Annotated in this window: 8 protein-coding genes and 2 tRNA genes; 8 read left to right on the top strand and 2 right to left on the bottom strand. The window is 59.6% G+C overall.

The genetic code is table 11. The features are described from left to right. Window positions 1-87: 87 nt before the first annotated feature. The gene (locus ACA043_RS06410; protein WP_187679486.1) at window positions 88-1,095 is read right to left on the bottom strand and encodes a DUF481 domain-containing protein; all 1,008 of its coding nucleotides are present in this window, start codon (window positions 1,093-1,095) and stop codon (window positions 88-90) included. A 163-nt stretch (window positions 1,096-1,258) separates the two neighbouring features. Here ACA043_RS06410 and ACA043_RS06405 point away from each other — a divergent pair, with 163 nt between their 5' ends. The 4 genes from ACA043_RS06405 to ACA043_RS06390 all read left to right on the top strand — a co-directional run bounded on the left by ACA043_RS06405 (window position 1,259) and on the right by ACA043_RS06390 (window position 6,031). After that, on the top strand, window positions 1,259-1,612 hold the full coding sequence (locus ACA043_RS06405; RefSeq protein ID WP_187679487.1) for an MGMT family protein: 354 nt from the start codon (window positions 1,259-1,261) through the stop codon (window positions 1,610-1,612). Window positions 1,613-1,655: 43 nt separating this feature from the next. Then, the gene (locus tag ACA043_RS06400; RefSeq protein WP_489878335.1) at window positions 1,656-3,215 is read left to right on the top strand and encodes an AmpG family muropeptide MFS transporter; all 1,560 of its coding nucleotides are present in this window, start codon (window positions 1,656-1,658) and stop codon (window positions 3,213-3,215) included. A 129-nt stretch (window positions 3,216-3,344) separates the two neighbouring features. Next, a complete protein-coding gene (locus tag ACA043_RS06395) occupies window positions 3,345-5,060 on the top strand; it encodes a proline--tRNA ligase (RefSeq protein WP_497658841.1) in 1,716 nt (571 codons plus the stop codon). A 17-nt stretch (window positions 5,061-5,077) separates the two neighbouring features. Then, window positions 5,078-6,031, top strand: coding sequence for a hypothetical protein (locus ACA043_RS06390; protein ID WP_305441728.1), 954 nt, complete (start codon window positions 5,078-5,080; stop codon window positions 6,029-6,031). A 119-nt stretch (window positions 6,032-6,150) separates the two neighbouring features. On the opposite strand, the gene dinB is transcribed toward ACA043_RS06390, so the two are convergent. Further along, a complete protein-coding gene (gene dinB / locus ACA043_RS06385) occupies window positions 6,151-7,212 on the bottom strand; it encodes a DNA polymerase IV (RefSeq protein WP_401272062.1) in 1,062 nt (353 codons plus the stop codon). Between the two features lie 281 nt (window positions 7,213-7,493). On the opposite strand from dinB, the gene ACA043_RS06380 reads away from it, so the two are divergent. The 4 genes from ACA043_RS06380 to ACA043_RS06365 all read left to right on the top strand — a co-directional run bounded on the left by ACA043_RS06380 (window position 7,494) and on the right by ACA043_RS06365 (window position 12,082). Next, a tRNA-Met gene (locus tag ACA043_RS06380) sits at window positions 7,494-7,570 on the top strand. A gap of 221 nt (window positions 7,571-7,791) precedes the next feature. Then, window positions 7,792-7,868, top strand: a tRNA-Met gene (locus tag ACA043_RS06375). 279 nt (window positions 7,869-8,147) lie between these two features. Then, on the top strand, window positions 8,148-10,787 hold the full coding sequence (mprF, locus tag ACA043_RS06370; RefSeq protein WP_497658840.1) for a bifunctional lysylphosphatidylglycerol flippase/synthetase MprF: 2,640 nt from the start codon (window positions 8,148-8,150) through the stop codon (window positions 10,785-10,787). Further along, window positions 10,787-12,082, top strand: a complete 1,296-nt coding sequence (locus ACA043_RS06365; protein WP_497658839.1) for a virulence factor family protein — start codon at window positions 10,787-10,789, stop codon at window positions 12,080-12,082. Before mprF ends, ACA043_RS06365 begins: the two co-directional genes overlap by 1 nt. The last annotated feature ends 538 nt before the right edge of the window (window positions 12,083-12,620 follow it).

Genomic DNA, 12,620 nt, shown 5'->3' with positions numbered 1-12,620 from the left:
GGGCTTTTTTGTGGGCGTCTGTTTTTAAGGCGCTAAAAAAAACGCAGCCTGATCAGGCTGCGTTTTTTTTTGAAGCCGCTACCGGCCTTACCAGGCCACGCCAAACCCTGCGGTGTAACGGGTTTTGTTCAAATCGGCATCGTTGGTGCCGCTGATGATGTCCCGCTCGGCTTTCAGATTCAGCGACGCCCAGTCGGTGACCTTGTAGCGCAGGCCCAATTCGGCATCCAGCGCGTAGTCCGCCACACCGGACAATGGCTTGCCGACTTCGCCATTGGTGAAGAACTCGACCTTCTTGCCGATCAGGTAGCGGTTGTAGTCCCACTTCATCGCAACGGAATAGAAGTTGTCCTTGCTGCCATCTTTGTATTCATAGTCGGTACGGTTCAACAGCGAGCCGAGCGAGAACGCGCCCAATTCGTCATCCCAAAACTGGTAACCCGGACCTGTACCGACGACTCGCTGACGGGCCAACTCTTCAACGTGGTCGCGCTTGTAATTCAGGCGCCCTTGCCAGAACCACTTATCCGTCAGGAAGCGGTCGAGTGCGTACTCGGCGCGCCAGTTGTCGGTGGTAGTCACTTCATCCTGCACTTCGCGGTTGTATTCACCCTCGGCGGTGTGCCGCCAGCGACCGTGGCGCGCCGTAGTCTTGAAGCCGACGTCGTAATCGTCGGTGTCTTTTTCTGCGCGCTGATAATCCAGCGCCAGATCGACATTACCCTTCCACACCAGATCCTCGACCACCGGTTTCGGCTTGAGGATTTGCTGGATGCTCGCCAGCTCTACGGTTTTCGGCGCTTCACCGTTGGCCAGCGTGACCTTGCCGTCATCGGCAGCGGTCAACGATTTGGCTTTCTCGCCATTATAGGCATCCTGCTTGACCAGCAATTCCTGGTCACTTTCCAGGGTCTTGACCTCTTTCCAGTCGATCGAGACAGCGCCGGCGTACTGGGTCTGAACCAACAGTTTGCCGCCATCGAACACGGTAATTTTGCCGCTCAACTTGTCACCGTTCTTCAACCAGACGGTGTCGGCAAGCAGGGGCGTGGACGCACTGAAAACAGCAAGGCACAGCAAGGTTCTGGAAAACATAAGCGAGTCGGGGGCTCAAGTTTGCGAAAAAGAACGGCATTATCCGTAGGAATAAGACCCTGACAAGGACTGACCGGACTATTTCTATTGAGTTCATTTCTCAATTGACCGATGAGGGATTACGCTTAAGCCATCCATCCGCTCCTGTTCAGGAACCGCGTACGTGACAGACCCGAACCACGATGGCGAGAGCGAAGCGCAAATCCGACGCACGGCGCTCTACTCGACCCTCGCTCAAGTGCCCGAAGGCAAGGTCGTCAGCTATGGTCAATTGGCTGACCTTGCCGGGTTGGGACGCGCTGCCCGCTGGGTCGGGCGAACCTTGAGTCAATTGCCCGGCGACACCAAACTGCCCTGGCACCGTGTATTGGGCGCCGGCGGGCGAATCAGCCTGCCGGTGGGCAGTCCATCGGGTGATGAACAACGGGCGCGTTTGCGCATGGAAGGCATCACCGTCCTGAACAATCGTGTGGATATTCAGCGCCATGGCTGGCGTCCGGTAGAGCACAGCGGTTAGAGTGCGCGCTTTGTTTTCGCAATCTTGAGGCAGACTTCAGCCCATGCCCCGTAAAACCTGGCGCGCCGCGCTCGCCGCCTATGCCAGTCCTTCGACGCTCGTGCTGTTGTTGCTCGGTTTCGCCGCCGGCCTGCCGTACATGCTGGTGTTTTCAACGCTTTCGGTCTGGCTGCGTGAAGCGGGTGTGGCCCGTGAAACCATCGGCTACGCCAGCCTCATCGGCCTGGCTTACGCGTTCAAATGGGTCTGGTCACCGCTGCTCGATCAATGGCGCTTGCCGTTGCTGGGCAAGCTCGGCCGTCGCCGCTCGTGGCTGGTGCTCTCGCAAGCACTGGTGATTCTCGGTTTGATCGGTATGGGTTTCTGCGATCCGCAGAAGCACCTGTCCTGGCTGATCGCCATCGCCGTCGTCGTTGCGTTCGCCTCCGCCACCCAAGACATCGCGGTAGACGCCTATCGCCTGGAAATCGCCGACGACAGCCGCCAGGCCGCACTCGCCGCCAGTTACATGTCCGGCTACCGCGTCGCCGCGCTGCTCGCCACCGCGGGCGCGTTGTTTTTCGCCGAAGGTTTCGGCTCTACCGGTTTCAACTATCAACACTCAGCCTGGGCCGGCACTTACGCGCTGTTCGGCGCACTGATGATTCCTGCGCTGCTCACTACCCTGCTGATGCGCGAGCCGCCTGTGCCGTTGCGCACCCAATTGCAAGCGGGCCGCTATACCTTCATGCACCAACTGATGTCGGTATTCGTACTGATCGTGCTGTTGGTGTCCGTGCCAGCGATGTTCACCCAGCTCTACAACACCGATTTCGCCAGCGTTTTGTTCGAAGGCGTCAGCCCGCTCGACCTGCTGCTGGAAGACCGCGCCTTCCTGCGCGCCATTCTTTATACCTTGCTCACCTGGATGTGCCTGTCTGCCATGGGTCGCCGCGGGCTGGCGCCGGTCCTGACGCCGGTCAACGACTTCATCCTGCGCTACCGCTGGCAGGCGCTATTGCTGCTCGGGCTGATCGCCACCTATCGGATGTCGGACACGGTCATGGGCGTGATGGCCAACGTGTTCTACATCGACCAGGGGTTCACCAAGGACCAGATTGCCAGCGTCAGCAAGATCTTCGGCCTGATCATGACCCTCGTCGGTGCGGGCATGGGCGGCCTGCTGATCGTGCGCTTCGGTATCCTGCCGATCCTGTTTATTGGCGGCGTGGCATCGGCGGGCACTAACCTGCTGTTTCTGATGCTGGCTGACATGGGGCCGAACCTGAAGATGCTGGTGGTGACCATTTCCCTCGACAACTTCAGCTCGGGACTGGCGACTTCGGCGTTCGTTGCCTACCTGTCGAGCCTGACCAACCTTAAGTTCTCCGCGACGCAGTACGCCCTGCTCAGCTCGATCATGCTCCTGCTGCCGCGCCTGATCGGCGGCTATTCCGGGGTGATGGTGGAGAAGTTCGGTTACCACAACTTCTTCCTGATCACCGCCATGCTCGGTGTGCCGACGCTGTTGCTGATCGCCCTGCACTGGTTCCAGGAAAGCCGCCGCGAAGGCCCTACACCCACGCCTGAGCCTGTGCCGACGCCGCTTGTAGAAGAATCGTAAGACGTTTCGCCAAGGGCGGGAAGAATCCCGCCCTTGTGTCCCTCCGCCGGCCGCACTTCTGTACGTCAGCAAAACTCGCCGGTACACTGCTCCGTCATTTCCAGTCATAGCAACCGACAACGGCCAACCATGCGCACCAGTCAATTTTTGCTCGCCACACAGAAAGAAACGCCTTCCGACGCGGTCGTAATCAGCCACCAGCTGATGCTGCGCGCCGGCATGATCCGCAAACTCGCCTCAGGTCTGTACACCTGGCTGCCCATGGGCCTGCGAGTGATGCGCAAGGTTGAAGCCATCGTTCGTGAAGAAATGAACGCTGCCGGCTCTCTGGAAGTGTTGATGCCGAGCACCCAACCGGCCGAGCTGTGGCAGGAATCGGGGCGCTGGGAAGAATACGGCCCTGAGCTGCTGCGCATCAAAGACCGCCACGGTCGCGACTTCTGCGCGGGCCCGACCCACGAAGAAGTGATCACCGATCTGATGCGCAACGAATTGAGCAGCTACAAACAGTTGCCAATCAACCTGTACCAGATCCAGACCAAATTCCGTGACGAAATCCGCCCACGCTTCGGTTTGATGCGCGGCCGCGAATTCATCATGAAGGACGCGTACTCGTTCCACGCCGATCAGGCTTCGCTGCAGGTCACCTATGACCGCATGCATCAGGCGTACTGCAACGTGTTCACCCGTCTGGGCCTGAAATTCCGCCCGGTTGAAGCCGACAACGGCTCGATCGGCGGCGCCGGTTCCCACGAATTCCACGTACTGGCCGAATCCGGCGAAGACGATATCGTCTTCAGCAACGGTTCCGACTACGCGGCGAACATCGAGAAAGCCGAAGCGGTGCCACGGGAAACTTCCCGCCCTGCACCGGCTGAAGAGCTGCGTCTGGTCGACACTCCGGACACCAAGACCATCGCCGCGCTGGTGGAAAAATTCAGTCTGCCGATTGAAAAGACCATCAAGACCCTGATCGTGCACGCGGAAGAAGAAGGCAAGCTGATTGCCCTGATCATCCGTGGCGACCACGAACTGAACGAAATCAAGGCAGCCCAGCAACCAGGCGTGGCCAGCCCGCTGGTCATGGCGTCCGATGCCGAACTGCGTGACGCCATTGGCGCCGGCGCTGGTTCCCTCGGCCCGCTCAACCTGCCGCTGCCAATCATCATCGACCGCTCGGTCGAACTGATGAGCGACTTCGGCATCGGCGCGAACATCGACGACAAGCACTACTTCGGCGTGAACTGGGAGCGCGATCTGCCGGTTCCGACCGTGGCTGACCTGCGCAACGTGGTTGCCGGCGACCCAAGCCCGGACGGCAAAGGCACGCTGGAAATCAAACGTGGCATCGAAGTCGGGCACATCTTCCAGCTGGGCAACAAGTACAGCAAGGCGATGAAGTGCGAAGTGCTGGGCGAGAACGGCAAGCCAGTGACCCTGGAAATGGGTTGCTACGGCATTGGCGTGTCCCGCGTGGTGGCTGCCGCGATCGAGCAGAACAACGATGCGAACGGCATCATCTGGAGCGACACCCTGGCGCCGTTCCAGATTGCTCTGGTACCGCTGCGTTACGAAACCGAGCAGGTTCGCGAAGCCACCGACAAACTGTACGCAGAACTGACTGCGGCCGGTTTCGAAGTGCTGCTGGATGATCGCGACAAGAAAACCAGCCCGGGCATCAAGTTCGCGGACATGGAGCTGATCGGCATTCCACACCGGATCGTGGTCAGCGACCGCGGCCTCGCCGAAGGCAACCTGGAATACAAGAGCCGTACCGAAGGCGAGGCGCAAGCGCTGCCGGTGGCTGACGTATTGTCCTTCCTTCAGGCTCGTATCCGCCGCTGAAACCAGATAGAGACGTCATGTTCAAGCGAAACACCTTGGGCCTCGGAGGCACCGCCCTGTGCGGTGCCCTGCTGGTCAGCGGCTGTGCCAATCACATGTCACAGCGCAGCGAGCACGAAGAGCGTGTCGAGCGAAAGTTGCTCGATCACACTTTGCAGATCGATGTCGGTGAGCCCAAGGAACTTGAGCTCCCGCAGCGACGCGTGAAGATCAACGAGCAGAAGACATTCGAAGTCACCGAATTCGAAGTCACCCGCCGTTACGACCGCTACACGCCTTACCAACCCTGGCGGGAAGTCTACGAGATTCCGCTGGGCGCGGTGGCGGTGGTCGGTGGCGTCGGCGCGAACGTGGTCAACGTCTTTGCGCTCGGCAATTTGCCGGACAGCGTGACCAAGGACTGGCTGAGCTACGGTTTTGCCGGGCTCAATCCGTTCATGAACGTGCAGTCCAACGGTCGTGCGCAACAGAATCTGGCCGGCATCGATGAAATCCAGCGCGACAAGCGCACGGAGTATTCGAGCCTGCCGTGGAGCGAGCGACCGGTGCAAGTCAAGGCCGGCAAGCAGACATTCGACATGACCACCGACCGTAACGGCGTGCTGCGTCTTAACCTGCTCGACAGCCCGTTTGCCGAAAATGATCTCAATCATGTCGGCAAATTGCAGATCAGCGTCGAAGACGCCAAGGATGAAGTTCACTCTGACTCAACCCTGATGATCAGCAGCCACCTGCGGGGCAAGTTGCTGGAAGCTCACGGGCTGATTTACGACGATCTGGAAGACGACGAAGTGAGCCAATGGGTACACCGGGTCAAACGTCTGTCGGAATTGGGTCTGGAAGAAGAAGCCAGCGAGCTGGAACAAAGCCTGATCGAACTGACGCGTAACGATCCAGAGTTGCAGGCTGAGTTTCTCAAGTCGCTGACCAAGGATGCCGGACGCTTAGTCGCGGATCCGGGACCGAATTAACAGCAAAAGCTAAAAGCTTCGTCGGAACGCCGCCCGGAGCCAGCTCGCTCCCACGTTGGAATGCAATCTAATGTGGGAGCGAGCCTGCTCGCGATGAGGCCCTGACAGGCACCGCAAAACTACCGCTCAAACAACTCCATCTGCTCAAACCCGCCCCGCAAATCCTCCAGCCTCACCCCAACCCCAAGCAACCGCACCGGTTTACCCCCGCGATTGAACGCCTGCGTCAGCATTAACTGATAACTGCCCAGATCCCGACCCGCCCCGGCCTGCTCCAATGTGGTCTGGGTAAAATCGTGGAATTTCACTTTGACGAACGGCTTACCCGGCCGATAGCTGCTGTCGATCCGCGCCATGCGGGTCTTCAGGGTTTCCAGCAGCTCCGGCAATTTGTCCAGGCAACTGCGCAGGTCCGGCAGATCGACATCGTAGGTATTTTCCACACTGATCGACTGACGGCGACTGTCGTTGTGCACCAGCCGATCATCGATCCCACGCGCCAGACTCCAGAGGCGCTCGCCAAAACTACCGAATTCACGCACCAGCGCCAGCTTGTCCCATTCACGCAACTGCATGCAGTCGACGATACCGAGCTTGCCCAACTTGTCTGCGGTGACCTTGCCGACGCCGTGCAGCTTGTTCACTGGCAACCCGCTGACGAAATCCTCGACTTGATCCGGTGTGATCACGAACAAGCCGTTGGGCTTTTTCCAGTCGCTGGCGATCTTCGCCAGAAACTTGTTCGGCGCCACGCCAGCAGAAACCGTGATGTGCAACTGATTGGAGACCCGGCGACGAATATCCTGGGCAATGCGCGTGGCACTGCCGCCAAAATGCGCGCTGTCCGACACGTCCAGATAGGCCTCATCCAGCGACAGCGGCTCGATCAGATCGGTGTAATCGGCAAAGATCGTGTGAATTTCCTTTGAGGCTTCGCGATAGGCATCCATACGCGGTTTGACAATGGTCAGATCCGGGCACAACTTCAAAGCATGCCCGGATGCCATTGCCGAGCGCACGCCATAGGCACGCGCCTCGTAATTACAGGTGGCGATCACCCCACGCCGATCCGCCGAACCACCCACCGCCAACGGCTTGCCGGCCAGACGCGGGTCATCGCGCATCTCGATGGCGGCGTAGAAACAGTCACAGTCGATGTGGATGATTTTTCGCTGAGTCATGTCAGAAAAGGAAACGTGGCGAGCCGGGTCGGCAGTATCTCACTGACACCTGTATATAGCACCAGTGGTGCTGAATGTTCTTTTATGACTGTAGGAATCGTCCTGTGAATTTATTTTCTCAATCGAAAAGCGACCTTCAATAGAGCTGAAAGCCTTACCCCACCTGCCCTGCGGCTTCTTTCAAGTACCGACAAAGAGCGCTAACCGATTGAACCTCAACAGTTTTATCCGGATTGAAGGTTGACAGCCCAGCGATCCTCTGTAGAATGCCGACACACAGACGCGGGATGGAGCAGTCTGGTAGCTCGTCGGGCTCATAACCCGAAGGTCGTCGGTTCAAATCCGGCTCCCGCAACCAAACATCAAAAAAGGCTACTCGAAAGAGTGGCCTTTTTTGTGCGCGCTTGTTTTTCAGGTTCAGACCTCTTCACCCAGAGAATAGCCAAACAGGAACTCGTTTCATTTCCGAAACTTAACGCGTTACCTGCGACCGTTTGACGCGATTCCACACTTATTTGACCCTTTACGGGATTAGCGGTTGACACCTCGCCGTTCGCCTGTAGAATGCCGCCACACAGACGCGGGATGGAGCAGTCTGGTAGCTCGTCGGGCTCATAACCCGAAGGTCGTCGGTTCAAATCCGGCTCCCGCAACCAAACATCAAAAAAGGCTACTCGAAAGAGTGGCCTTTTTTGTATCTGTGGAAAAAGTCCTTTCGCAACAATGATCTGTCACTGTGCAGTGAATCGTCCAGGATCTTCAGAACCGCCGTGCTGCGACTATGCTTTGAGTCGCGGGCAAGAGGTCTGCAATCCATGACTGCCCTCGCCGATACTTGGTGAGAGGCGTAGTATTTTGTGATTATTTTTTTCTACAGGGATTGGTAACTTGGCTGGATACCTCCATCCTGTCGCGCACAATCCAAGAGGTGATTGATGCGCGCCAACTCGTCTGATCCACAAGACACCGTCACAGCGAACCAACCGATCAAACCCGAGCGCCTGCGCTTGCTGGATCGGTTAAGCAAATATCGTCAACCGATCGGTCTGGCGGTCACTCTGCTGTTGTTTGCCATTGCCCTGATTGCCTGTCGCCACTTGCTCGCCGAACTCGATCTCGATGCTTTGCACGACTCGATTCTCGACGTACCGAAACCCGCCCTGCTCGGCGCATTCGCAGCGACCGTGGTCGGCTTCATTATTCTGCTGGGCTATGAATGGTCGGCCAGCCGCTATGCTGGCGTGACATTGCCACCGCGCACGCTGGCCCTCGGCGGCTTCACGGCGTTTGCGATTGGCAACGCGATCGGTCTGTCGCTGCTGTCCGGCGGTTCGGTGCGCTACCGTTTATATGCACGACTGGGTCTGGGAGCGTCGGAAGTCGCGCACATGACCTTATTCGCCAGCCTGTCGCTGGGCTGTGCCCTGCCGCCACTGGCTGCTCTAGCGACGTTGAGCGACCTGCCCGCTGCATCTCAGGCACTCGGCCTCTCGGAAGGCTTGCTCGGCACTGTTGCCGTGACCGTGCTGCTGCTCGGCGCCATCCTGATGATAGGCATCTATCGCCGTCGCCTGCCGGAACAACCCTACCCCGATAACCTGCTGGTCAAGGCCGGACGCCGCACCCTGCGCCTGCCGGGTCGACGCCTGACCTTCCTGCAACTGGTGATCACCGCCCTCGACGTCGCGGCGGCCGCCACCGTGCTGTATCTGTTGCTGCCAGAAGCCCCGCCCTTCGGCGCGTTTTTGCTGGTGTACCTGCTGGCGCTGGCCGCTGGCGTACTCAGCCATGTACCGGGTGGCGTTGGCGTGTTCGAAGCGATCCTGCTCGCCGCATTCGCCGACAAGCTCGGTGCTGCGCCACTGGCCGCTGCATTGCTGCTGTATCGCCTGATCTATGTCGTGCTGCCGCTGCTGGTGGCTTGCGTACTGCTGCTGATCAACGAAGGCCAGCGCCTGTTTCAGACCCAGACCATGCGCGCGGCGTCCGGTCTGGCTGCGCCGATTCTGGCGGTACTGGTGTTCCTGTCCGGTGTGGTGCTGCTGTTTTCCGGTGCCACGCCTGAAATCGATACGCGTCTGGAGCACATCGGCTTTCTGATCCCACATCGCTTGGTCGACGCCTCGCACTTCGGCGCCAGCCTGATCGGCGTGCTCTGCCTGATGCTGGCGCAGGGCCTGCGCCGTCGCTTGTCGGCCGCGTGGATGCTGACCACCATTCTGCTGCTGGTTGGCGCCCTGCTCTCCCTGCTCAAGGGTTTCGACTGGGAAGAAGCCTGTTTGATGACCCTCACTGCCGCGCTGCTGGGGGTATTCCGTCGCTCGTTCTATCGTCCGAGCCGTCTGACTGAGTTGCCGTTCTCGCCGCTGTATCTGGTGGCCAGCCTGTGCGTGCTCGGTGCTTCGGCCTGGCTGCTGCTGTTTGCCTATCAAGACGTGCCGTACAGCCATCAATTGTGGTGGCAGTTCACCCTCGACGCTGACGCCCCGCGCGGCTTGCGCTCGTTGCTCGGCGCCGCCGTGCTGTTGCTGGTGATTGCCTTGACCTGGTTGCTGCGCACTGCGCGCCCGGTCATTCACCTGCCGACCCCGGACGAACTCGACCGCGCGGCGAAGATCCTGATGGCGTCGTCGCAACCCGATGGCGGCCTCGCATTGACGGGTGACAAGGCGTTGCTGTTTCACCAGAACGACGAAGCGTTCCTGATGTACGCCCGCCGTGGCCGCAGTCTGGTGGCGCTGTACGACCCGATCGGCCCTGGCCAGCAACGCGCCGAGATGATCTGGCAGTTCCGCGACCTGTGCGACATCCATCACGCTCGCCCTGTGTTCTATCAAGTGCGCGCGGAGAACCTGCCGTACTACATGGACATCGGCCTGACCGCGATCAAACTCGGCGAGGAAGCCCGGGTCGATCTGCATCGCTTTGACCTGGAAGCCAAGGGCAAGGAGATGAAAGATCTGCGTTACACCTGGAACCGTGGCACCCGTGACGGCCTGTCGCTGGAAATTCACGAGCCGGGTCAGGCGCCGATGGATGAGCTCAAGGTGATTTCCGATGCCTGGCTGACCGGCAAGAACGTGCGCGAGAAAGGCTTCTCCCTCGGCCGCTTCAGCGACGATTACCTGAAGCATTTCCGCATTGCGGTAATTCGCTTCGAGGGGCGCCCGGTGGCGTTCGCCAACCTGCTCGAGACCTACAGCCATGATCTGGCCAGTCTCGACCTGATGCGCGCACACCCGGACGCCCCCAAACTGACCATGGAATTCATGATGGTCGGCCTGATTCAACACTATAAGAGTCACGGATACGCGCGCTTCAGCCTGGGCATGGTGCCGTTGTCGGGGTTGCAACCCCGGCGTGGTGCACCGCTGACCCAACGTCTGGGCTCGATGGTTTTCCGCCGTGGTGAGCAGCTGTACAACTTCCAAGGCTTGCGCCGCTTCAAAGACAAGTTCCAGCCTGACTGGGAACCCCGTTATATGGCCGTGCCCGCCGGACTCGATCCGCTGGTGGCGCTGGCCGACACTGCTGCCCTGATCGCGGGCGGCTTGACTGGATTGGTGAAACGCTGATGATTCAACGCTCCCTGAAGTACATCCTGGCCGCACTGATCGTGCTGGCCGTGATTGCCGGCGGCGGTTTCTGGTACCTCAAACGCCCGGCACCGGAACCGACCGTCGAACAGCTGACTCCGGCCGATGGCCCGGCCATGACCCGTGTGATTCCCGGCACCAAGCCGAAGTCTCAGGTGCTGGTAGCCGTCAATGACGATCAGAAGCTCAGTGAAAAGCAACTGACCACCCTGAGCCGCAGCGCCTCGGCGCAAATCGTTCAGGTGATTCTGCCCAAGGACTGCCTGCTGCAAAGCCGCGCTCTGCAAACCGGTCTGCGCGAATTGAACGGCCCGGCCACGCTGGTCAGCGGTATCGGCCCCGGCGCGGTACTGGCCTGGCGCTGGTTGGCCGAGCAAAAGGACGACAAGGCCCAAGCGATTTCCGTGGACCTGGCACTGGAAAAAGGTGGCTGCACGCACCTGCTGCCTAAATCCGCCACCCACGGTCACTGGCTGGCGGCATGGAACGACAACCCGGACGACGCCAGCGCAGGTTTCGTGCGTGATCAACCGAACGCCGAAACCAGCATCAGCGACTACGACATCAACCTGCCGCAAGTGCTGAACAACGAACTGCGCAAGATCCTCGTCGGCGGTGACAAGGCCAACGGCGGTCTGGCGATCCCCGTGGTTGAAGTTCCGGCCGGTCAAGCGAAAGACACCGTGACCCTGTTCCTCAGCGGTGACGGCGGCTGGCGTGACCTCGACCGCGACGTAGCGGGTGAAATGGCCAAGATCGGCTACCCGGTCGTCGGCATCGACACCCTGCGCTACTACTGGCAGCACAAGAGCCCGGAGCAAAGCGCCCTGGACCTGACCGAACTGATGCAGCACTACCGGCAGAAATGGGGCACCAAGCGCTTCATCCTCACCGGTTACTCGTTCGGTGCCGACGTCCTGCCGGCGATCTACAACCGCCTCCCGGAGACCGAGCAGCAACGTGTCGACGCGATCATCCTGCTGGCCTTCGCCCGCACCGGCAGCTTCGAAATCGAAGTCGAAGGCTGGCTCGGCAACGCCGGCAAAGAAGCCGCCACCGGCCCGGAAATGGCCAAGCTGCCACCGGCCAAGGTCGTGTGCATCTACGGCGAAGAAGAAACCGATGAGAGCGGCTGCACCGACAAGACGGCGGTTGGTGAGGCGGTGAAACTGCCTGGCGGCCACCACTTCGACGAGAACTACCCGGCACTGGCCAAACGCTTGGTGGATCTGATCGAGAAGCGTCAGGCGGCGAGTCAGGTAGCTGAAGAGTGATCTGAAGCGCACCCACAAAAAGCCCCCGCCATCTCACGATGTCGGGGGCTTTTTACATTCAGATAATCACCCCATTCCCCTGTAGGAGTGAGCCTGCTCGCGATAGCGGAGTATCAGTCACTGATTTGCAAGCTGACACTCTGCTATCGCGAGCAGGCTCACTCCTACAGGGAATTGCGTGTCAGGCGTTTAGTTTCGTTTACTTCTCGTCTCGCAATATCGGATGACGCCGACAGACCTTGTAGGCAAACTCCGAATCGCGTGTTGCGGCGTCTTGCCGCCCTGTTGTGCTGTTTTTTGACGGGATACTCTCCAGACGTCGCTGACCCATTCAGCGATCGGGCTTGGTAACGCGGTGGAATAAGGCGCAACAGCGCACCCGACACGACTCAGGCGTTATCCCGTCCGAGCCCCTGTGTTATGGCAGCTGTGTGTGGGACGCTTTCGAGCGTGCCGGTTTCCTTGGTTCCCCGGTTTACCAACCTGCGCACAGCTGCCACCCATTCGCTTGGTATCGGATGCGGCAGCTCTCGAAATC

The sequence above is a fragment of the Pseudomonas sp. LBUM1648 genome (assembly GCF_059716145.1).
This window is presented reverse-complemented; position numbering and strand designations above follow the sequence as displayed.

What these genes read in the sequence shown, in the direction of transcription:
- ACA043_RS06410 (WP_187679486.1), bottom strand. Translation starts at nt 1,095, where the DNA reads ATGTTTTCCAGAACCTTGCTGTGCCTTGCTGTTTTCAGTGCGTCCACG.
- ACA043_RS06400 (WP_489878335.1), top strand. Translation starts at nt 1,656, where the DNA reads ATGCCCCGTAAAACCTGGCGCGCCGCGCTCGCCGCCTATGCCAGTCCT.
- ACA043_RS06395 (WP_497658841.1), top strand. Translation starts at nt 3,345, where the DNA reads ATGCGCACCAGTCAATTTTTGCTCGCCACACAGAAAGAAACGCCTTCC.
- ACA043_RS06390 (WP_305441728.1), top strand. Translation starts at nt 5,078, where the DNA reads ATGTTCAAGCGAAACACCTTGGGCCTCGGAGGCACCGCCCTGTGCGGT.
- dinB (WP_401272062.1), bottom strand. Translation starts at nt 7,212, where the DNA reads ATGACTCAGCGAAAAATCATCCACATCGACTGTGACTGTTTCTACGCC.
- mprF (WP_497658840.1), top strand. Translation starts at nt 8,148, where the DNA reads ATGCGCGCCAACTCGTCTGATCCACAAGACACCGTCACAGCGAACCAA.
- ACA043_RS06365 (WP_497658839.1), top strand. Translation starts at nt 10,787, where the DNA reads ATGATTCAACGCTCCCTGAAGTACATCCTGGCCGCACTGATCGTGCTG.